The following is an 18,687-nucleotide window of genomic DNA, read 5'->3' as shown; positions in this document are numbered from 1 at the left end:
TTCCAAGGACTGGGCAATCCAGACCGGCGATTATGCAAATACCCGATATTCAAAACTTAACAAAATCAACAAGGATAACGTCAAGAACCTTCAGGTCGCCTGGACGTTTTCGACAGGCGTGCTGCGCGGCCACGAAGGTGGTCCGCTCATCATTGGGGATGTCATGTATGTCCATGCCCCCTATCCTAATACCGTCTATGCGCTTGACCTGAACAATGACGGCAAGATCCTATGGAAGTATGAGCCCAAACAGGATCCAAATGTTATTCCCATCATGTGCTGCGATACCGTTAATCGCGGCGTAGCCTATGGTGACGGCAAGATCTTCCTTTATCAGGCAGACACAACACTTGTGGCTCTCGATGCAAAAACCGGAAAACCTGAATGGTCCGTGAAAAACGGCGAAGCAGCCGACGGCAGCAAAGGTGAATCCGGTACCTCGGCTCCAATGGTGGTGAAAGATAAGGTCATCGTCGGTATTTCCGGTGGTGAATTTGGTGTTCGCGGTGCTTTGACTGCCTATAATATCAAGGATGGCAAGCAAGCCTGGCGTGCGTGGTCAATTGGTTCTGATAAAGACACGTTGATCGATCCGGAAAAGACAACACAGCTCGGTAAACCGGTGGGCGCAGATTCCAGCACAAAAACCTGGGAAGGCGATCAGTGGAAGATCGGTGGTGGAACAACTTGGGGTTGGTACTCTTATGATCCCAAATTGAACCTCATCTATTATGGCACGGGTAACCCATCCACATGGAATCCAAGCCAGCGTCCGGGTGATAACAAATGGTCCATGACCATTATGGCTCGCGATGCCGATACGGGCATGGCGAAATGGCTCTACCAGATGACCCCACATGATGAGTGGGATTATGACGGTGTCAATGAGATGATTCTGGCAGACGGTATCAAGATCGACGGCAAGGATCGTAATGTTCTCGTGCATTTCGACCGCAATGGCTTTGCCTATACGCTGGACCGGGCGACCGGTGAACTTCTGGTTGCCAAGAAGTACGATCCGGCCGTTAATTGGGCTACTGAAGTCGTTATGGACAAGAACAGCAAGGACTATGGCCGTCCTATCGTTGTTGATAAGTACTCAACGGCAAAACAGGGTGAAGACGTCAACACAACAGGTATTTGCCCTGCTGCTCTCGGTACAAAGGATCAGCAGCCCGCTGCTTATTCCCCGAAGACGAAACTCTTCTATGTCCCGACCAACCACGTCTGCATGGATTACGAGCCTTACAAGGTCAGCTATACCGCCGGTCAGCCTTATATCGGTGCAACGCTTTCCATGTATCCTGCTCCAAACAGCCATGGCGGCATGGGTAACTTCATTGCCTGGGATGCGGCAAAGGGTGAAATCGTTTGGTCCAAGCCCGAGCAATTTTCGGTCTGGTCAGGCGCTCTTGCAACCGATGGCGATGTGGTCTTCTACGGTACACTTGAAGGCTATCTGAAGGCAGTCGATAAGACCGGCAAGGAACTCTACAAATTCAAGACTCCTTCCGGCATTATCGGCAACGTCACTACCTATGAACATAAGGGCAAACAATATGTTGCCGTTCTGTCCGGTGTTGGTGGCTGGGCTGGTATCGGTCTTGCGGCCGGCCTGACAAAAGGCACGGATGGTCTGGGTGCGGTCGGCGGTTATGCTGGTCTCTCCGACTATACGGCTTTGGGCGGTCAGCTGACCGTCTTTGCGGTCCCCGAATAATAGGGGCGAATTGACACCAAAACAGGGTGCCCGGTTTTAACGAGGCCGGGCCCCTCGTGTCACCTGACCGACAATTAATGATCAATCATAGCCGTTGAGCCGACACTGCGAGGTGTTGCTCTGATGGAGTGAATGCGAGGTTACCGGATGCAGATTCGAACAACACTTCTGACTGTTACAGCTGCTCTTGCTCTCCTGATGGGACAAGGTAGCAGCTACGCCGACGACAAGGCAGCTGCCGCGGTTGCTTCTGAAGACAATGGTAAATATGCCGACAAAGACGGGAATCCCACATTCAAGATACAACCGGATGGAACTGTCGATTGGTATACCTACAGTGGTTATCGCCGCTTCAATTCAGAATGTAATGTCTGCCATGGAGCGGATGGGGCTGGGTCATCTTTTGCGCCGGTTCTCGCCAATTCACTCAAGACGATGTCCTATGCCGATTTTATGGGAATAGTTGCGGGCGGTCGTAAAAACCTGAGCAATGGCAATGACAAAGTGATGCCTGCTTTCGGCGATAACAAGAATGTCTACTGCTACATGGATGATCTTTACGTCTATCTACGCTCGCGTGCTGTGGGCGACCTTCCGCGAGGACGGCCCGCAAAGCATGAAGACAAGCCCGCCGCCGCCAAGCAGGCGGAAGATTCATGTATGGGTGGGTGAGATGACGCAGCATACAAGGCCTCTCCGGCAGTGGTTTGTCGCGTTGCTGATAGTAGCGGGCATCGCCATACCCTCGGGTGCTCTGGCACAGGGGGCGGGGTTAGGAGCCGCTGGTGAACTTGTTGATCCGGACGTACTGCGTGTGTGTGCCGATCCTTCAAATATGCCGTTTTCCGATCAAAGCGGCAAAGGATTTGAAAACAAATTAGCGGAACTGGTCGCTGCCAAAACCGGACGGAAGTCGGTGGCCTATACATGGTACCCCATGGCGACCGGCTTTGTTCGCAATACACTGCGATCCAATCATTGCGATATTATAATGGGCTATGCACAGGGCGATGAACTTGTACAGAATACCAACGCTTACTATCGCTCGACCTATGTCATGCTCTTCAAGAAGGGTTCTGGACTTGATGATGTAATGTCGATTGAAGACACAAAGCTGGCGGGCAAGAAGATCGGTGTTGTTGCCGGAACACCCCCAGCGGCCAATCTCGCCAAGGTTGGTTATATGCGCAATGTGCTTCCCTATCCCCTGATGGTGGATACAAGGCTCGCGCCATCCATGGCGGATGTCATGATCAAGGATCTCATGAAGGGTACGATAGATGTGGCGATCCTTTGGGGACCGATGGCTGGTTATTATGCGAACGAGATCAATCCCGATCTGGCGGTGGTCTCGCTGGCAAAGGAAAAGTCCGGGCATATGGCGTACCGGATCACGATGGGTGTGCGCCCGTCCGATCAGGAATGGAAGCGCACGTTAAACAAGGTCATCAAGGAGAACCAGCCGGAGATCAATCGGATATTACTTGAATACCATGTTCCGTTGATGGACGAAAATGACAAACCGATCACGCAATAGCCCGTTGGGCAAAGCGATGTGGAACTGTTTCGCCGCGGCGATCATTTTGATCAATGCAGCTGTCGGTCGGGCGGGTGCTGAACAGGGTCCACCAGAGCCAGAAGAGTACCGGACTGAGGACTACCGCGCACCGGTTCCGGTGACGTTAAAGGGAGCGACGGTCGTAACGACGGACGAGGTAATTGCTCGATGGAAAGACAAGTCGACGATTTTTGTCGATGTTCTACCGCATGATCCTAAACCGGCGAACCTTCCGGCCGGGACCGTGTGGAGAGATAAGGTTCGGGAAGATATTCCGGGGAGCATCTGGCTGGCAAATGTAGGCTACGGAATTTTGAACAAGGAGACCGAAATCTATTTCCGCAAGGGGCTGGAATCGCGTCTCGGTCAGGACAAGACAAGAAGGGTGCTTTTTTACTGTATGGAGAACTGCTGGATGTCGTGGAATGCCGCCAAAAGGGCAGTCGAATGGGGATACCAGTCCGTGTTTTGGTATCCGCTTGGCACTGATGGCTGGATTGCGGCAGGGCAGGTTACACAAAAAAATGAACCCCATTAATTTCAATCTTGCGCCATGATGGCGTACGATGGCGGCGGAGGATCACCCTGGTGGTCTTCGAATAAAAGGAGACTAGCATGAAGAAAACTTGGACAAAACCGACCATGTGTCAGGTTGCAGCTGGTATGGAACTTACACGTTACATGCCCGCTGAACTGAAGACCAAGAAGTAATCTCCAGTCTTCGCCCTGCGTGATCAATCGCGCAGGGCGAGTTCCCGATTTCATGCAATACTCTGGAAAGTGATTTCCAGCTGTTTGGGGATTTGCCTGCCATGCGATTGAAAATAATCGGCTCCGCGGCCGGAGGCGGGTTTCCCCAATGGAATTGCAATTATCGATTAAGCCGCGGTGCGTGGAATGGTCAAACGAACTTTCGTACCCGGACCCAGTCCAGTCTTGCTGCCAGTGTGAACAACGTAGACTGGGTGCTGTTTAATGCCTCACCCGATATACGTCAGCAGATCGCCGCGACACCTGAACTTCAGCCGCCAGAAAACGGACCTTTTCGCGCAACACCGATACGAGCGGTGGTTCTGACCAATGCTGATGTTGACCACATCGCCGGGCTGCTTAGTTTGCGCGAACGTGAACCATTCGCACTCTATGCAACAGGGCGTGTTCTTGAGGTGCTTGAAGCCAATTCCATCTTCAACGTCCTTGACCGGTCAATCGTTGATCGCCGCGAACTGAAGATTGGTGCGCAAACGGATATTCTCGATGCAACGGGGAAATCCACAGGCATCGCCGTCGATACTTTTACGGTGCCCGGCAAGGTGGCACTGTTCCTTGAAGATCAGACCAAAGCGACGGACGGCTTTGGTACGCAGGACGGCGATACAATAGGGCTCCGCCTTTCCTCAAAAGGCGATGTACGGTCGGCATTCTATATTCCTGGCTGTGCGCGTATTGATATAGCACTCAAGTCAAAGCTGGAGCGGGCAGATTGCCTGCTCTTTGACGGTACCCTTTATACCGACGATGAGATGATCACCACAGGCATTGGCACAAAGACTGGTGCCCGGATGGGGCACATATCCATTTCAGGGGAAGATGGCTCACTGGCGGCTTTGATGGATCTTGGCATCCGCAACAGGATTTATGTTCACATCAACAACACCAATCCCATTCTAGACGCCGCGTCAACGGAACATGCAGCTGTCGTCGCCGCGGGTTGGAAAATAGCATTCGATGGTATGGAGGTCAGATTTTGAGTGAATTTGACGACGCTGCACGCAACGGATTGTCCCCGGCACAGCTTGAAGAGGTTCTGCGTGCTGTGGGTGCTGCACGCTATCACAATCGTCATCCCCTGCATCACCAGATGACAAGCGGAGCCCTGACCAAGGGGCAAATGCAGGCCTGGGCACTTAACCGTTATTCCTACCAGTCGGTCATTCCGCGCAAGGATGCTGCCATCATCATGCGCTCGGAGGACCCGGAGTTTCGCGCCGAATGGCGCAAGCGTATAGAAGATCATGACGGTGACGATGGCTGGAACGGCGGCATCGCACGCTGGCTCAAGCTGGCCACCGGTCTGGGCCTTGATGCCGATATGGTGAAAAGCGAAAAGCTCGTACTGCCAGCCACTCGCTTTGCCGTTGGCGCTTACCTCACCTATTGCACAAACCGCACATTGCTCGAAGCGGTTGCATCATCGCTGACCGAGCTATTCTCACCGGTTATTATCAGCGAACGTGTTCCGGCGATGCTGGCGAAATATGAGTACGTGACCAAGGATATACTTGCCTATTTCGACAAACGACCGGCACTCGCCTCTCGCGATTCCGATTTCGCCCTCGCCTATGTGATGAAACACGCCAACAATGCCGAAAAGCAGCAGGCGGTGATCGACTCACTCGTCTTCAAATGTGACGTGCTCTGGGCCATGCTTGATGCGCTGGCTCATGCTTACGGGGAAAAGGGCAATATTCCGCCCGGTGCCTTCGTGCCGGAGCCCGCATGACTGAAACAATCCGCTCCCGTGCCATCGTGTCGATGCAATCGCAGCCCATGCTAAGGCCACATGTGCGATTGCAATATGATGGAGTGCGCGAGGCCTGGGCATTGTTATCGCCGGAAAAAGTATTCTGGCCAAATGAAGTCAGCCTCGACATTTTACGGCTCTGTGACGGCCGCCTTACGGTTGCGCAGCTGGTCACATTTCTCGCCGATCAATATGCGGCGGATCAGGAAGAAATTGCACCCGACGTTAGCGCCTTCCTGCAAGAATGGTCCGACAAGTTTCTGGTGACGCTATGACAGACCCTGTACTTCCTCCGATTGGCATGCTGGCAGAATTGACGCACCGCTGCCCGCTACAATGTGCCTATTGCTCGAACCCTGTTGAACTCCTGAAGGCCAATCGGGAAATGGATACTGCGGCCTGGATCGCGCTGTTCGAACAGGCTGCGGACCTCGGCGTGCTTCAGGTGCACCTGTCTGGCGGTGAACCAACCTTACGGACGGATTTGAACGAGCTGGTTGCCAGTCTCGCCAGGCGCGGTGTCTATACCAATCTCATTACTGCCGGGGTAGGGATTGCCGAAGGACGTATTGAGGCACTCGCCGATGCGGGGCTTGATCATATCCAGTTGAGTTTTCAGGGCGCTGTTGCCGCGACCACAGAGAAAATCGGTCATGCGCGCGGGGCACACGAAAAGAAGCTGGAAACGGCCAGACGAGTTCGCGCAGCGGGTTTGCCGCTGACAATCAATGCACCGATCCACCGGCACAATATGGAGGAGGTTCCTGATTTTATCGAATTGGCGCTCTCTCTCGGTGCAGAGCGCCTTGAGATTGCCAATGTGCAATATGCCGGTTGGGCACTCCTCAATCGCAAGGCTTTGATGCCGGAACGCGAAGCGGTAGAGCGTCAAGTGCAGATTGTCGGGGAGGCGCAGGAGCGTCTGCGGGGCATTATGGCGATCGATTTCGTCACACCCGATTATTTCGCTGTCTATCCCAAGCCTTGCATGGGCGGATGGGCGAGGGATGCCTTCATGGTTGCACCCGATGGAACAGTTTTGCCATGCCATGCCGCTGCGACGATCAAATCGCTGCACTTTGAACGTTTTGGAGATTGGAATCTCAGTCGCATATGGCATGAATCTTCCGCGTTCAATGCGTTTCGCGGCACAGACTGGATGCGGGAACCATGCCGCAGTTGCGACCGGCAGGAGATCGATTGGGGTGGCTGCCGATGTCAGGCGATGGCAATTGCGGGTGACGCAGCCGCGACTGATCCAGCCTGTATCAAATCGCCCTTGCATGCACGGATGGCCGCGCTGATTGGTGAAGCAATAGAGACGGCTACATCGGATGCATTCGTCTATCGTCGTATTGGTAAGGAGGTAGAGACCTCCGTATGAACGCTATTTCTTAGGCATTGATTGGCCTATGGTCTTCGATAGACCATATAGCCGCTGTTCGATGATTGTCGGTACTTCACAAACATAAGTCAGTGACTGTACTCTTTCTTCAAAGACGCGGGTTTCCCATGTCAGTCGTTCGTTAGCCCGGTCGAGATCATCCGGATCGGTATCCGCTTTGGCACGCATTGCGTCGACCCTGGAAGCTTCCTTGCGCAGATCATCGGCCATTTGACGTTGCTTGCCGGCATAACGTGCAATTCCTGAAATCACCTGTTCGCGTTCACGGTTCAGCGTATCAAACAAGCCTTGGAACAGCAGCAGCATCTTGTCATTCAACTGGTCCTTCGGCAGGCTACCGGCAAACGCCACGATTTTCTTTTGCGCAACGTCCAATGGATTACGCCGTGCCGCCAATTCATCGACCAGAGCATGGATTACTGTATCGTCATTCCAGCTTTTTGCGGTTTCAGGAATATCCGGACCGCTCCAAACCTGGCCAACCGACAATTCGGGCACTTTGCGCTGCACGCATGGCCAGGTTGGATCATTTTGTGCTGCGCTGAACGACGTTGCGACCGAAGCGGCATAGAGGAGAATACTGGTGGCGATAATCCGGGACCGTCTCAATTGTTTCCTCCCTCTTGCTTCTTGATGACGAGGCCTCTCGACGGATCATAAGCGATAATAGCACCGGTAATGAAAACCAGAGTGAACCCACAGACGACGATGAAGGACATCCACTCGATCTTCCCGTAAAAGGCAAACCGCACCAGTTCGACAGCGTAGGTAAAGGGATTGAGCAGACATATCTTGTAGAGCAGGGGGCTTGCTTCCTGCACGCGCCAGAGCGGGTAAAGCGCGGAGGAGGCAAAATACATCGGGAAGATCACGAAATTCATGATTCCGGCAAAGTTTTCCAATTGTTTGATCATGGAGGAAAGCAACATGCCGAGAGCCCCCAGCATCATACCTGCAAGGAAAAGTGCGGGCAGCGTCAAGAGATAACCGGCTGGCGGCGCTTTTACTCCCCAGAACCACGCGATGAACAAGAATGCGTAGACCTGGACAATCGAGACGGCGACACCGGCGAGCAGCTTGGATATCAGCAGGAACCAGCGTGGAAACGGGCTCACCAGCAGCGTGCGCATATTGCCCATTTCCCGATCGTAAACCATGGAGAGGGAGGATTGCATGCCGCTGAACAACAGGATCATTCCGCATAGTCCCGGCGTGATGTAAACCTCATAGAGCACATAGGTCTGATAAGGCGGAATGATCGAGACGCCAAGAACCTGACGAAAACCCGCTGCGAAGATGAAGAGCCAGAGCAGTGGCCTTACAAGGGATGAGATGAAGCGCTCACGCTGGTGGAGATAACGAAGTCCTTCCCGAATAAGAATACCTTTGAGGCAAACGAGATACTGCATTAGGCCAAAGCGGCTATATCCGGTGGGGATCGAGATGTTGCCCGAAATCTCTGTCATAGATGACCTCCGACGTTCAGGGAAATTATGCCCGTGAGCCGTGAGAACGCTTCATTGATAGTATCCGCACCTGCATCTTTGACGACATCGTGGGTGGTGCCGTTGGCGACGAGTTTGCCTTGATTGATGACAATGACTTGATCGGCATGATTGACTTCGTCAATCAGATGCGTTGCCCACAGGACACTAATCCCTTTCTGCTCCACCAATTTACGGATATCGCCGAGGATCGTCGCCCGCGACTTGATATCAAGGCCGACCGTTGCCTCATCCAACAACAGCAACGAAGGCTGATGCAACAGGGCGCGAACGATTTCAACGCGTCTGATTTGACCGCCCGAGAGGCTTCGGGCTTTTTCGTGCAGGCGGTCGCTCATGTCGATTGATTGCATCAAGTCGTGGATACGCGTATTGGCTTCGCGTGATCCAATTCCGTGAAGCGACGCGTGGTAGGACAAATTTTGATGTACCGACAGATCGAGATCAAGAGTCCGGGCCTGAAAGACAATGCCAAGGCGCCGCAATGCCTCTCCGGATTTCCGGTCTATGTCATTGCCAAATACATGGATATGACCATTGCGGGTCGCGAACAGATGGCTGATCAAGGAAAACAGCGTTGTCTTGCCTGCGCCGTTTAAACCCAAGAGCACCGCAAAACGGCCGGGCGCTATTGAGAACGAAATGTTGTCCAGCGCTTGGCGCCTGCCATAGGAATAGCTTACTGAAGTAAGCTCCAGCGCCGGTACATTCGCGTCGGGCAATGATCTGTCGTGAACAGTCTTCAATCCGGCATTTGGACCCATCAAGCTCCACCCTTGCTATCCTATTCTCTTGTCAGTTTAGCAGACACTGACACCTATTTGATCGTAATCGTTCCCTTCATACCCTTGTCGGCCAGATCCGGTACAGACCAGGTATACTTGCCGGGCCGTACCGTAGTGAACTGGACATTGATTGTGCCGGGAGAATCAAATTCCAGCCATGCCGGGGCACCATTCATATGCACTTCAAGATCGTTGATGACGATCTGGTTCATCCAGACATTGCGGAAGAGGTCAGTGGCAAACTTGTATTCCAGACCCGCTGCTGAGGTAATCTTCCAGCGATATCCCTGTCCTGCAACCAGCTCGAAATCTTTCTGGTTTACGGTGAATTCATCATCTTTGGAGCCAAGGATCAGTTCCGGCACGTTCTTGCTGGCGCGCGTGACTGCGGGTGTCTTGGCTTCGGCTGAAGCTTTTGCTTCAGGGGCTGCTTTATCATCGTCATCATCCGCCTGTGCGAAAGCAAAGGACGGGACGAGCGCCAGACTCAGAAATCCGGCAAGTGCAAATGCTCTAAAAGTCGACATGTGGTTCCTCCCTTTTGTCGATTGTTCTGGTTAGTTTGGCGAGACCGCTACACCCCATGGCAACTGGCCAACGGTCACCGATTTGATTGGTTCATCCGTTTCCGTGTCGATGAATGTGATATCGTTGGAAAGACCGTTGGTGCTGATGATACTTTTGCCATCGGGCATGAAGGCAAGTTGCCAGACCCGTTGTCCCACCAGAACATATTTTTCAACTGTGTAGGTTTCTGTGTTGACGACGGCGACGCGGTTGGCAGGCCCAAGTGCAATATAAGCTTTCTTGCCGTCAGCACTGATGCGTATACCGACAGGCTGGATTTGCTCGGAACGCAGGCCCTGAATTTCGAAGGTGATCTTGTGCGTGACCGTACGGGTCTTGTTGTCGATGACCGAGACGGTGCCGCCTATCTCTGCGGACACCCATACTTCCGAGCCATCCGGTTTGAACTGCGCGTAACGCGGGCGTGAATCAACGAGCACATTATCGGTGATCTCGTGTGTGGCCGTATCGATGAAATGCGCCATATTTGTCGTCTCGGAGGTATTGACGATCGTTTTGCCGTCAGGGCTCACTCCCATGCCCTCCGGCTCCACACCAACTGGGATTTCGGCAATGACCCCTTTTGATTCCACATCGATCACGGTGACCAGATTATCGTCCTCGTTGGCGATGTAGAGGGTCTTTCCATCGGGAGATAATGTGAAAAGCTCGGGATCTGGGCCCGATGGCAATGAGCCTATGATTTCGCCCGTGCTGGTATCGATCATCTGCACGGTATCATCGTCACTGGCGCAAACGTAAACTATTTTTCCGTCAGGGGAGATTGTAATGCCGCGGGGTCTTTGCCCGACATCGATGGTCTTGACCACTTCCATGGTCTTCGAGTCTACGACAGTTACCGAATTGCCTTTTTCGTTGGAAACATAGACCATATTCGCCCAGCTGGGTTGCGCAAGAAACGGCAGCGCTACGGTCGCAGCAAGCAGGCACATGTGGTGTCGCATCTTATTCCTCCCATTTATCCATATTTTATTTGAGCTTGCACTTGGTCTCCGGTCTGTCGACACCCAAAGTATCGAGTTCCGAGAACTGATGCAGAAAGCCTGTTTGTGGTGATGTCGAAACGACGCTGTGTCCATCACCGATCAGGATCGGCTGCCGCAACTGCCAGTTCCAATTGCGGAAGCTGAGCTTTTGACCCTTGAAGGCGGCGATCGAAAACTCATCCGATTTGATATAGTCCTCGACCTGTTTTGTCTCGGCACTCTTCGCCCGGGTAACCGCTTCCCCGAGGATACGCACGGCCGTCCATGCCTGCATGTCCTTCGATAGCATCCGCCGGCCGGTGGTTTTGGCAAAACGATTCTGGATTTGTACGCCGCCCCACTGTTCGCTTGCCGGGTGCCAGCTGGAGGCTACCAGACCAGCCGTTCCCGCTACCGGGCGGGGAGTCCATGTCCTGTAGGGAACATAGCTGCCGAACACTTCGCTTTCATCGGCAACAATGACGACATCGTGTTCAGGTAGGTTCTGAGTAAAGACCGGCATCTGCTGCTGGACAAGAACCACACCACTGTCAGTCCTTCGTGCCGTGCCGTTGTCTTCATATAGACGCTCTTCTACGATTGTAGCTCCAAAGCGTGTTGCGGCACGTCTGATGGCGTCAGCGTAGAGCTTGTCGTTATCATGGGAACCATAAAGCAACACCCATTTGCGCCATTGTTTCCAAACGAGGTACTGCGCCAGGCCGTCGGCCAGCATGCTGCGTGTGGGCGCCGTGTGAAAGATATTCGACCGGCATTCCTCTTCACGCAAAATATCGTCAGTCGAACCAACGTTAAAAAGCAGCACTCCGGCATCCTTTGCCAGATCCGCTATTGCCAGCAATTGTTTGGCAGAAACATCTGTCAGGATGAACCGGTCGCCGCGTGCAACCATTTCCTTGAAAGCCGACGTCAAATCAGCGTTGAACTTTGTTTCCATGATGTCCAGCGTGAATTGCTGACCAAGAAATTTTCCTGTCGTGTTGTTGTCGTTTATCGCGACATTTGCTCCGGCAACGCCTTCGTCGCGCGGAGGGATATCCAGAACGGAAAGTGCCAATTGGGGTTCGTAGGCACGGAGATAGCCGATTCTGATATCGACAATTGGCTTTGCTGTTTGATTTGTCGTGGATTGCTGCGCCGATAGCTCAGACACGTTGACGAACAGCAAAAAAAAGCCGAATAAAAACGTGAGAGTATTTGGCACCGTACTCTTCATGACCAAACCATTCATACTGCCGCCATTCAAGTAATGGCGGTGGGTTAAGAACAGAGGTGCCCATAGTGTTTTTAAACAAACGCTCCATAATCTCAACCCTCCGGCTCAGCTTTTCTTGCGTGCAAGGCAAGGTTTCTGTTTTTTGTTCGGGGGCAAGCCAATGACAAAAATGTTGGCAAGCGTCCGGAACCGTGAGGAAGCGGAAATCGTTTTCCAAAATGGCGCAGATATCATTGACATGAAAGATCCTGACAACGGAGCGCTAGGAGCCGTTGATCTGTCTAAAGTATTGGAAGTAAAGGACTTTATAGCGGGAAGGCGCCCCATCAGTGCAGCTTGCGGTGATCTTCCGATGCATCCGGAGACCATCCTTAAAAGAGTAGAACAATTTGCTTCGGCTGGTCTGGATTACATCAAGATTGGCTTATTCCCATCAGAGCAGTTGGATGTTTGTATAGAGGCACTCAGGCCGCTTGCTTCACACAATAAATTGATTGCAGTTGTCTTTGCCGATAACTGGAATTCTTACGACGAAACTCTGTTTGAACGCTTGTCGGTTTGCGGGTTTTTCGGCCTTATGATCGACACGGCAGATAAATCCAAAGGCCGATTGCTCAATCATATGTCTCCCGATCAAATCGGAAAGTTTATCGGGAGTGGCCAGTCCCATGGGTTAATGGTCGGCGTTGCCGGATCGCTCGAAGCGCCGGATGTTTCGCGACTACTGACCTATGATCCGGATTTTATGGGTTTTCGTGGAGCGCTTTGTGTTGATCTTAACCGAAGAGCATCCATTGATGCGCAAGCAACGGCAAAGATACGCGGTCTCATTCCCGAAATGCTGGAAGAGGGGGGACCGGCGAGCGTTGATTATAAATTGCTTGCCGCGAGGGGTTATTTTCCGGAACCGGAAGAAGCGGGACTGGGTACAGACAAGATTTTTGTCCGCGATTTTGTTCTCCCCGTCTACATAGGGGCTTATAGTTTTGAACATGGCAAAACCCAGAAGGTGCGTTTCGACGTTGTCGCTGAGGTTTTGCGGGTGACACGCAATCCCGAAGATATGCGGCATGTGGTTTCCTACGATCTGATAATGGATGGCATTCGCGCCATCGTTGCCGCGGGCCATGTCGAGCTTGCAGAAACGTTGGCGGAACAAGTAGCCGCTTTCGTACTGAAAAATCCGCGGGTGATCCGCGTTTTCGTTCGGGCTGAGAAACTGGAGATAGGTCCCGGTGGCGTGGGTGTTGAGATCGAGCGAACACGCGAAGTCAAGAACTCTGCCAAGCTCCGCTTCACGCAGGTGCATGGAGGCCGAAAGTCTTCATGAGACCGCTTGTCGTAAAGCTTGGAGGAAGTACGGCGGGTCACGGAGAAATGCATCGCTGGATCAATGTGCTGGTCAGCGCAACGTTCCCTCTGATCATCGTGCCCGGAGGTGGGCCCTTTGCGGACCAGGTCCGGATTTCACAGGGTCGGCTTGGCTATTCAGACGAAGCCGCACATGCAATGGCAATCCTTGCCATGGATCAGTTTGGCATTGCCATTGCCGAACATCATGAATGCTTACAGGTCGTGCGGTCGATTGCGGAAATCAGCAATGCGCTTGACGCAGGTTCTCTCCCCGTTTGGTTGCCGTCATTGATGACCATAGGTGCGCCTGATATTCCTATGTCATGGGATATTACTTCGGATAGTTTAAGCGCGTGGCTTGCCAAACACCTGCAGAGTCAGGCTGTATTGCTGATAAAGCAGACCGATGAGTACCAGTTCTATTCGTCGGTCACAGAGCTGGTTGATGCGGGTATTGTCGACAGAATGCTGCCGGACATGCTGGCAACTGACACGAGTCTTCACATGGCGGGTCCAGCTATGTTGAATGTGCTGGATTTACCATTAGCAGCCATTCCGGGACACGTGATGATGGGCACGAGACATTTCGAAGCAATGGGTGGGTAATGACACGACTGCATACGCCGCGATGGGCTTGGGCATTGACTGGCTCCGGTCATTTTTTTGTGGAAAGTTTTGAGTTGATAAGAACGCTCGAACATTGCGATGTGTTTGTTTCAAAAGCCGCTAACGAAGTACTGCGCATGTATGGATTGAAGCTCGATTTCCCTGAGACGACACGGGTTTTGCACGACAAGACTGCAAGCTCTGTGCCTGTGGGAGGCTTTTATAACGGCGTGTATCACACGGCGGTTATTGCCCCCGCAACATCGAACACGGTTGCAAAATGCGTTGTCGGAATTTCAGATTCACTTCCTACAAATGTTTATGCTCAAGCTGGCAAATGCCTCGTTCCATCCATCGTTTTTGCCTGCGATACGGCGCCTGAGCTTGAAACAATGGCTCCGGGTGGCATGGTGAAGGTCTATCCCCGGCCAATCGATCTCGCCAATACGGCGCGTCTAAAAACCTATGAGCGGACTGAGGTTGTCGAATCATTGGCCGAGTTGAAGACGGCTATCGCGCGCCGTTCGAACGAAGTTGCCCGACATGACTGAACATCTCCTGTTCTTGACCGGGCATCTGGCCCGCTCACGGCTGGAACGGATACTTTCCGATCTCAAGGATACCACCTTCACCTATGAAATCGTTGATATAGGTGTGAAGGTCGCTGCACTGATGAGTGAAGAGATTATCGCACGGCGATTGAAGCCTCCGGTTGTAGCGGATCGCATCATATTACCTGGCCGTTATCGTGGCGATCTTGACCGCTTGAGCACACGCTTCGACATTCCCTTCCTACGCGGCCCAGACGAGGTTGCTGACCTGCCGGTATTTCTCGGGCGCGTTGGCAAGCCGATTGATCTTTCCAAACACAATATGCGCATCTTCGCGGAAATAGTTGATGCTTCAGCCCTGTCCTTGGACGCATTGGTGGAGCGTGCTTCGAAACTTGCTGCTGCGGGCGCGGATGTCATCGATCTTGGCTGCTTGCCGGACACGCCGTTTCCACATCTTGCCGACGCTATCCGTCGTCTTAAGGCCCATGGCCTCTCCGTCAGCGTGGATTCAGCCAACCGCAATGAGCTTGAAACCGGTGCTGCTGCCGGTGCTGATTATCTTCTTAGCCTCACCGAGGAGACTATAGGTCTGGCGGTGAAATATAACGCCGTTCCAATCCTTATTCCTTCAGTTGCAGGTGATCTCGATTCACTTGGCCGTGCGATTGTGGCTGCACAGAATGCAAATATCTCCTTCATTGCCGATCCGGTACTCGATCCGATCCATTTCGGTTTTGCCGCTTCGCTCGGGCGATTTCTGGAAGCCCGCCGCCGATGGCCCGATATCCCGATGATGATGGGCACCGGTAATCTCACGGAACTCACGGATGCGGACACGTCCGGTATTACTGCGCTTCTCTCAGGGATTTGTTCGGAACTATCGATAGACAACGTCCTTGTCGTTAATGTCAGTCCCCACACCATTCGTACTGTCGAGGAGCATGATCGGGCTCGCCGCATCATGTTTGCAGCCAAACGGGATCATGCTCTGCCACGCGGCTATGATGCTGGACTGTTGCAGATCCATGACCGTAAGCCCTATCCGAACAGCGTAGAGGATATCGCCGTGCTTGCCAGTGATGTGCGCGACGCCAATTTCCGCATTATGACCGCGCCTGATGGCATCCACATCTTCAATGTCAAAGGTCATGCAATTGCACAGGATGCATTTGAACTTTTCCCGAAGCTCAACGTTGAATCGGATGGTGCCCACGCCTTCTATCTGGGCGCCGAGCTGACGAAAGCCGAAATAGCCTGGAAGCTGGGCAAGCGGTACACGCAGGATGAAACACTTGCATGGGGTGCCGCCACTCCGGAAGAAAAAATGGATCGTCAACGATTAAAAGAAGCGGGCCATACGTTACGAGCGAAGAAGGATACGACGACTTGACCTATATCAGGGAAACCATCGTCACGACGGTTGATGTTGCCGGAATTGTCCACGTCGCGCCGCTTGGTATCATCCAGCAGGAGGATGGGTGGGTTATCGCGCCGTTCCGTCCATCGAAGACGCTCGATAATCTTAGCGCTGTCCCCTTTGCAATTGCCAATTATACGGATGATATGCTGGTGTTTGCTGGCTGTCTCACGGGGCGCAAAGAGTGGCCCACAGTCGCAGTTGAGGGCTTTCCCGTGCCGCGCCTGCAAACAGCACTCAGTCATTCAGCGCTTCAGGTGGTGTCCGTCGACGATGACGGGTTGCGCCCACGCCATTTCTGCAAAGTTGTTTCTGAGGCAATGCACGCGCCTTTCACCGGGCTCAATCGAGGCAAAGCCGCAGTGCTCGAATTGGCCATTCTGGTCAGCCGTCTGCATATGCTGCCACAAGAAAAGATCGATGCGGAAATTGGCTATCTCACGATTGCAATCGAGAAGACTGCAGGGCCGGATGAACTGCTTGCGTGGTCATGGTTGATGCAGCGCGTGAAGGAGCATCAGGAAGCCGCCGATTCCAAGGGCAAGAGTGCAGCGCGTCACCCCGGTACTGCCTGAATTATCCTGCCAAGGACATTGACGCGAGCAGTGCGACTGCGGCCGCAGGCGCAGCTTTGCTTGCATCGTCCCGCGCATCTGTCGTTGCTGGTATCAACATGCCGAAATCGACATAGGGTCGGTCCATACGCCGGGCCAGTTGTTTAATTTGAGGTCTGCCTATACCTGCACCAACAATGGGCGCGGTCTGCTCGGGCGAGAGGTGGCGTGCCACCCGGAAAGCTCCATCATGGATCATGCGTATTTGGTGCTCGCTGAACCACCGTGCAATATCGATCCATTCCGCCTCGTGCAGGTCACCACTATCCCGCCCCACCATTCTTGCCAGCCTTTGAATGGACCCGGCAAGGGTTTTCGGTTGACGGTCGGCAGATGGATATTTGTCATCGGCCTCATCCAACGTTCCGAGAATACGGCCCAGATCGGCGGTGTTGGCGAAATATTCGTTCATAAGCGGCGTCATGTGGCCACGTATGGGGACAAGAGCCGCGATACCGATCAGCGCTGAGCGGGCAAATCCCGTATAAACCAGTTCGCCTGTCGACAGCCGCTCCGCATCGGAGTAACCGTCATGGACCAATTCACCGTTCCTGAAGGCAAGTATATCTGTAGTGGTCGATCCCATGTCGATAAACAGGCCGGTACCCGCCAGTTTCGCACTTAATGAAGCTGTGGCGTGCCAATTGGCGGATGCGATGTCCCCACCCAGATTGCGTGCCATATCAATATCACAGAGGCCTGCACGGCCGGCATAGATGAGCGTGTTCTTGTCCCCGAATTGCTCTGCGATAAAATCAAGCAGCCCTGCAATTCCTGCGTCGCGTGAGGTGAACGTATCCGAGAGTTCTCCGGTCATCGTGAACACATTGAGATGACCATCTGCCCGCAATGGCGCAATTTCGATCAGGACCTCGCGCACCTGATCGACACCGAGCCAGAGTGGGGTTTTGAAAATTTTTGCCGAGACGATCTCGCCATTCTGGCATTGCGCCATCTTGAGATGGGCTCCCCCAACATCCCAGCCGGTAATCAGGGGCTTTCCTTCAGCAGCAAATCGGCGTTTCATGAGCATAACATTCCTTGGATTCTACAAGTGCATATCATTCCGGTACTCGACATAAAAGATGGACTCGTTGTTCGCGCCTATATGGGCAAGCGCGAGACGTATCGTCCTATCGAAACACCCCTCAGCCCTACGGCTGAAGTACTTGATGTGGCCGAAGGTTTGCGCAAACTCTATCCTTTTCCAGCCTTCTATATTGCTGAACTCGACGCAATACAGCGCGGCCCTTCTGACGATACATTGAAAAGATTGAGGCCATTATTGGCCACAGCCGATGTCTGGCTGGACGCTGGTTTCTCGACCCTTAGCCAGCTGGAACAAGCCTTGAATATGGATGGCATATCACCTGTATTGGGTTCGGAGTCTCAATTTGATGCTTCCGTGCTTGAGAAATTACGCGAAAATCTACGGCTGGTTCTATCCCTGGATTTCAAGGAGGATGAATTTGTCGGGCCGCCGTCTATTCTTGAAAATGCTGATAACTGGCCATCCCGGATCATCGCCATGACGCTTGGCCGTGTCGGCGCCAATTCGGGCCCCGATTTGAAACGGCTGACCGAAATCAAGCGCCGGGCCGGCAATCGTGCAGTTATTGCTGCGGGCGGCGTTCGCCATGTCCATGATCTGGAGCAACTGGAAGCAATCGGCATCTCAGCAGTACTTGTCGCTACCTCCCTGCACAATGGATCACTGACATCGGAGACAATCTCGTCTCTGATGAAAAACACCCAACAAGGCAGGTTTGAGCAAGGGGATTGATTGCTTTCCCCTTGCTCAATTCTAGAAGCCCAAACGTTTTGCCAACCGGCGCAACAGACCATCCGATGCAACA

The 18,687-nt window shown here is 53.0% G+C and carries 22 protein-coding genes; 15 read left to right on the top strand and 7 right to left on the bottom strand.

Annotated features, from left to right (window positions below):
* From AB4Y96_RS20370 to pqqE, 9 genes are all read left to right on the top strand, one after another.
* On the top strand, window positions 1-1,720 hold a 1,720-nt coding region (locus AB4Y96_RS20370), incomplete at its 5' end, for a methanol/ethanol family PQQ-dependent dehydrogenase (RefSeq protein WP_441919483.1).
* Between the two features lie 198 nt (window positions 1,721-1,918).
* Window positions 1,919-2,392 (top strand): c-type cytochrome, methanol metabolism-related, encoded by a 474-nt coding sequence (locus AB4Y96_RS20365; RefSeq protein WP_227988904.1) that lies wholly within the window; start codon window positions 1,919-1,921, stop codon window positions 2,390-2,392.
* A 1-nt stretch (window position 2,393) separates the two neighbouring features.
* Entirely contained in the window at window positions 2,394-3,257 is an 864-nt protein-coding gene (locus AB4Y96_RS20360; RefSeq protein ID WP_441919482.1) for a substrate-binding domain-containing protein, read from the top strand.
* Entirely contained in the window at window positions 3,235-3,816 is a 582-nt protein-coding gene (locus tag AB4Y96_RS20355; RefSeq protein WP_441919481.1) for a PQQ-dependent catabolism-associated CXXCW motif protein, read from the top strand. The genes AB4Y96_RS20360 and AB4Y96_RS20355 overlap by 23 nt, the downstream gene beginning before the upstream one ends.
* Window positions 3,817-3,893: 77 nt before the next feature.
* Window positions 3,894-3,989 carry a pyrroloquinoline quinone precursor peptide PqqA gene (locus tag AB4Y96_RS20350; protein ID WP_105734839.1) on the top strand — a complete coding sequence of 32 codons (96 nt, stop codon included), beginning with the start codon at window positions 3,894-3,896 and terminating at the stop codon, window positions 3,987-3,989.
* A 101-nt stretch (window positions 3,990-4,090) separates the two neighbouring features.
* Window positions 4,091-5,029, top strand: a complete 939-nt coding sequence (pqqB, locus tag AB4Y96_RS20345; RefSeq protein ID WP_091881718.1) for a pyrroloquinoline quinone biosynthesis protein PqqB — start codon at window positions 4,091-4,093, stop codon at window positions 5,027-5,029.
* Window positions 5,026-5,781 carry a pyrroloquinoline-quinone synthase PqqC gene (pqqC, locus tag AB4Y96_RS20340; RefSeq protein WP_091881715.1) on the top strand — a complete coding sequence of 252 codons (756 nt, stop codon included), beginning with the start codon at window positions 5,026-5,028 and terminating at the stop codon, window positions 5,779-5,781. Before pqqB ends, pqqC begins: the two co-directional genes overlap by 4 nt.
* Window positions 5,778-6,077: a pyrroloquinoline quinone biosynthesis peptide chaperone PqqD gene (gene pqqD, locus AB4Y96_RS20335; RefSeq protein WP_091881712.1), complete on the top strand. Its 300-nt coding sequence runs from the start codon at window positions 5,778-5,780 to the stop codon at window positions 6,075-6,077. The genes pqqC and pqqD overlap by 4 nt, the downstream gene beginning before the upstream one ends.
* Entirely contained in the window at window positions 6,074-7,186 is a 1,113-nt protein-coding gene (pqqE, locus tag AB4Y96_RS20330; protein WP_441919479.1) for a pyrroloquinoline quinone biosynthesis protein PqqE, read from the top strand. Before pqqD ends, pqqE begins: the two co-directional genes overlap by 4 nt.
* Window positions 7,187-7,189: 3 nt before the next feature.
* Here pqqE and AB4Y96_RS20325 read toward each other — a convergent pair whose 3' ends face one another.
* The 6 genes from AB4Y96_RS20325 to AB4Y96_RS20300 all read right to left on the bottom strand — a co-directional run bounded on the left by AB4Y96_RS20325 (window position 7,190) and on the right by AB4Y96_RS20300 (window position 12,287).
* On the bottom strand, window positions 7,190-7,705 hold the full coding sequence (locus tag AB4Y96_RS20325; RefSeq protein ID WP_244518375.1) for a hypothetical protein: 516 nt from the start codon (window positions 7,703-7,705) through the stop codon (window positions 7,190-7,192).
* Window positions 7,706-7,812: 107 nt separating this feature from the next.
* Window positions 7,813-8,616 (bottom strand): ABC transporter permease, encoded by an 804-nt coding sequence (locus AB4Y96_RS20320; RefSeq protein ID WP_162700403.1) that lies wholly within the window; start codon window positions 8,614-8,616, stop codon window positions 7,813-7,815.
* Between the two features lie 53 nt (window positions 8,617-8,669).
* On the bottom strand, window positions 8,670-9,476 hold the full coding sequence (locus AB4Y96_RS20315; protein WP_091881701.1) for an ATP-binding cassette domain-containing protein: 807 nt from the start codon (window positions 9,474-9,476) through the stop codon (window positions 8,670-8,672).
* Window positions 9,477-9,529: 53 nt separating this feature from the next.
* Window positions 9,530-10,024: a hypothetical protein gene (locus AB4Y96_RS20310; protein WP_091881698.1), complete on the bottom strand. Its 495-nt coding sequence runs from the start codon at window positions 10,022-10,024 to the stop codon at window positions 9,530-9,532.
* A gap of 30 nt (window positions 10,025-10,054) precedes the next feature.
* A complete protein-coding gene (locus tag AB4Y96_RS20305) occupies window positions 10,055-11,029 on the bottom strand; it encodes a YVTN family beta-propeller repeat protein (RefSeq protein WP_441919476.1) in 975 nt (324 codons plus the stop codon).
* 25 nt (window positions 11,030-11,054) lie between these two features.
* Window positions 11,055-12,287, bottom strand: a complete 1,233-nt coding sequence (locus tag AB4Y96_RS20300) for an ABC transporter substrate-binding protein (RefSeq protein ID WP_441919485.1) — start codon at window positions 12,285-12,287, stop codon at window positions 11,055-11,057.
* Between the two features lie 142 nt (window positions 12,288-12,429).
* On the opposite strand from AB4Y96_RS20300, the gene AB4Y96_RS20295 reads away from it, so the two are divergent.
* The 5 genes from AB4Y96_RS20295 to AB4Y96_RS20275 are packed head-to-tail and all read left to right on the top strand — an operon-like array spanning window position 12,430 to window position 16,792.
* On the top strand, window positions 12,430-13,617 hold the full coding sequence (locus AB4Y96_RS20295) for a (5-formylfuran-3-yl)methyl phosphate synthase (RefSeq protein ID WP_441919474.1): 1,188 nt from the start codon (window positions 12,430-12,432) through the stop codon (window positions 13,615-13,617).
* A complete protein-coding gene (locus AB4Y96_RS20290; RefSeq protein ID WP_441919473.1) occupies window positions 13,614-14,246 on the top strand; it encodes an amino acid kinase family protein in 633 nt (210 codons plus the stop codon). Before AB4Y96_RS20295 ends, AB4Y96_RS20290 begins: the two co-directional genes overlap by 4 nt.
* Window positions 14,246-14,797, top strand: coding sequence for a flavoprotein (locus AB4Y96_RS20285; protein ID WP_441919472.1), 552 nt, complete (start codon window positions 14,246-14,248; stop codon window positions 14,795-14,797). The genes AB4Y96_RS20290 and AB4Y96_RS20285 overlap by 1 nt, the downstream gene beginning before the upstream one ends.
* On the top strand, window positions 14,790-16,190 hold the full coding sequence (locus AB4Y96_RS20280; RefSeq protein ID WP_441919470.1) for a DUF6513 domain-containing protein: 1,401 nt from the start codon (window positions 14,790-14,792) through the stop codon (window positions 16,188-16,190). The genes AB4Y96_RS20285 and AB4Y96_RS20280 overlap by 8 nt, the downstream gene beginning before the upstream one ends.
* Window positions 16,187-16,792 (top strand): DUF447 domain-containing protein, encoded by a 606-nt coding sequence (locus AB4Y96_RS20275; RefSeq protein ID WP_441919468.1) that lies wholly within the window; start codon window positions 16,187-16,189, stop codon window positions 16,790-16,792. The genes AB4Y96_RS20280 and AB4Y96_RS20275 overlap by 4 nt, the downstream gene beginning before the upstream one ends.
* 1 nt (window position 16,793) lies before the next feature.
* On the opposite strand, the gene AB4Y96_RS20270 is transcribed toward AB4Y96_RS20275, so the two are convergent.
* Window positions 16,794-17,858, bottom strand: coding sequence for a hydantoinase/oxoprolinase family protein (locus AB4Y96_RS20270; RefSeq protein WP_441919467.1), 1,065 nt, complete (start codon window positions 17,856-17,858; stop codon window positions 16,794-16,796).
* A 27-nt stretch (window positions 17,859-17,885) separates the two neighbouring features.
* Here AB4Y96_RS20270 and AB4Y96_RS20265 point away from each other — a divergent pair, with 27 nt between their 5' ends.
* A complete protein-coding gene (locus AB4Y96_RS20265; protein ID WP_441919465.1) occupies window positions 17,886-18,614 on the top strand; it encodes a HisA/HisF-related TIM barrel protein in 729 nt (242 codons plus the stop codon).
* Window positions 18,615-18,687 lie beyond the last annotated feature (73 nt).

Origin of the sequence: Phyllobacterium sp. TAF24 (genome assembly GCF_052113785.1) — a bacterium.
Lineage (GTDB): Bacteria > Pseudomonadota > Alphaproteobacteria > Rhizobiales > Rhizobiaceae > Phyllobacterium.
This window is presented reverse-complemented; position numbering and strand designations above follow the sequence as displayed.